A 2656-nucleotide genomic window follows, 5' to 3' on the forward strand; every position below is an offset into this window, starting at 1 on the left:
GCAAACGGGCCAGCGCGACAAGTTCTGTGATAAATGCCTTTGGCATGAAAACACAGGAAATTCATCATGTGAATTTCAACTCTACAACGAAGAATAGGAATGACGAAACCATGTTTTCCAAAACTATTCCATCAAGACTCCTGCGTGCGTTATGAGTGACAGTTCATGAGGTTCGAAGCACAGGTAGAGTCGGCAGAAGGAAGGCTGGAGCTATTCTTTAGAAAAGGTATGCTAACTGATATGCCGGATGGCTGAAAAACTAGATAGGGTGAGCATGTTCCCCCCTGAAGGAACTGACGAACTTCTGAATTAAAGGGTCTACAGTTTGAACATAGTGAAAGCTATGTCCCATCCAACGATGGGGTGAGTGATGTAAAGTAAAATTTGGCCCTCTGAAATACATTATACTGAACAAAGGCAGTATCAAGCTCACAGGCTTAAAAGAAGCACCTACGTCTAGTATTAAAAGCTAAGTTGTAAGGTACTTGGGAAGCAAGAGACGTTGAAACGAGGACTGTCATCCGAAACGTTTGCGATAAGGTAACAACTGAAACGCATTTACTTTTGTGAAGGTAGGGGTACGACTAATGAAGCTTCTGTAATAGAAGTGGAGGAACAGCCCCAAGTCTACCGAATGAGAACGATTATTTTCTTCACGTGAATGACACCGATCGGGTAGGAATGTGGGAACATCACTCAATTGGAGGGATGCCACAGTGTCAACTTTGAGATATTGGGATTACTACAATATGACGGGAATTTTCACGGATTTATATGAAAGAGCTAGTCAACAGGATACGTTCAGTCGTCTCTACGAGATTATCATCTCTAGAGAAAACATCCTTCTGGCTTATCGTACGATTAAATCCAATAAAGGGTCTAAGACCCCTGGTACTGATGGAAAAACCATCAAAGATATCAAAGAGCTTTCGGAAAGTGAATTAGTGAAAACCATTCAAACAAAATTGGAGAATTACCAACCTAAGAAAGTTAGAAGAAAATGGATTAAAAAAGATAATGGTCAATTTAGACCTCTTGGAATTCCATGTATGCTTGACCGCATTATTCAACAGTGTTTTAAACAAGTCCTTGAGCCAATTGCTGAAGCTCATTTCTACAAACACAGCTATGGGTTTAGACCGTTAAGGTCTACTCGTCATGCCATGGCCAGAGTACAATTTCTCATCAATCAGGCTCATTTGCATTACGTAGTGGATGTTGACATCAAAGGGTTTTTCGATAATGTAAATCATACACTTCTTATCAAACAATTATGGAACTTAGGCATTCAGGATAGAAAAGTATTGGCTTGTATCTCCAGAATGTTGAAAGCTGAGATTGATAAAGAAGGGATTCCATCTAAAGGTGTTCCTCAAGGCGGAATTTTATCGACTCTACTATCGAACGTGGTGCTCAACGACCTTGACCAATGGGTTGCAGGTCAGTGGGAGTTCTTTCCTCTCAAAAAAGATTATAAATCAAAAGATAGCGAAAGGTTTGCTAAGAAACGTACAGCTCTTAAAGAAGGGTACCTCGTACGCTATGCAGATGATTTTAAAATTCTCTGTCGTGATGGAAAGACAGCTCAAAGATGGTATCACGCAGTAAAATTGTATCTCAAAGAGCGATTAAAACTAGATATTTCACCAGAGAAGTCACAAATTGTGAATTTGCGGAAAAGAAAGTCTGAATTCTTAGGTTTCACAATAAAAGCAAACAAGAAAAGAAATAAGAGAGTTGCCCATACGGGCATTAAACGTAAAAAGAGGGAGAAACTCAAAGAACAAGCTAAAGTTCATATCTTACGGATAAAAGCCTCCCCAACCACTCAAAATGTTTTACGTTTTAATAGTTTTGTTTTAGGTATTCACAATTATTTTAACGGAGCTACACATGTCAATCTAGAATTCTCACGTCTTGCCTACGATTTAAAAGCCTTTCTGTATAATCGCCTTCGTCCTGTAGGAAAATACGGACGCCCAATCAATCCTAGTACGACTTATAAAAAGTTCTACAGCTCAAGACCTAAAACGTTTGAGATTGCAGGGGTCCATCTGTTTCCGCTTGCGGATGTACGGACAGTAAACACAATGAATTTTAGTCCAACACTGTCCCTTTTCACGGAGGAAGGCAGAATGACAATTTACGATAAGATAAAGCCTGATGTAGGCTTGGGAATTAGTAATTTAATGAAGTCATTTCTTCCCAACCGGACGGTTGAATATATGGATAATCGTATTAGTCGTTTCAGTATGAAGATGGGGAAATGCGAACTCACCGGTTGGGATTTAACAGCTAGTGAAGTTCACTGCCATCACTACGTGCCTAAACATTTAGGTGGAACGGATGAATTTAGAAATCTCCGTATTCTTCATGAAGATATCCATCGGCTAGTCCATCGTAAAGATACAGAAATTATCACATCAGAAATACGGAAGTTTGGTTTTACTTCTTCAATGATTAAGAAACTAAACCAATACCGAATGGAATGTGGGCTTGAAACGGTAGTATAATCTCACGTCAAAATGGAACGAAGAACTTATAATTTAGTACCCATCGTTAGATGGAGCGCCGAATGCTGGGAAACTAGCACGTTCGGTGTGGAGCAGGGGAAAAGCTGGAGATAACATCAAATGCTTACCTATTGCCAACGATT

At 39.7% G+C, this 2656-nt stretch carries 1 protein-coding gene; it reads left to right on the forward strand.

Features of this window, described 5'->3' with window-relative positions; genetic code table 11:
* Positions 1-716 precede the first annotated feature (716 nt).
* The gene (gene ltrA, locus ACR65F_RS18120) at positions 717-2513 is read left to right on the forward strand and encodes a group II intron reverse transcriptase/maturase (RefSeq protein ID WP_440505354.1); all 1797 of its coding nucleotides are present in this window, start codon (positions 717-719) and stop codon (positions 2511-2513) included.
* Positions 2514-2656: the final 143 nt, after the last annotated feature.

The sequence above is a fragment of the Sporosarcina sp. SAFN-010 genome, assembly GCF_059415065.1.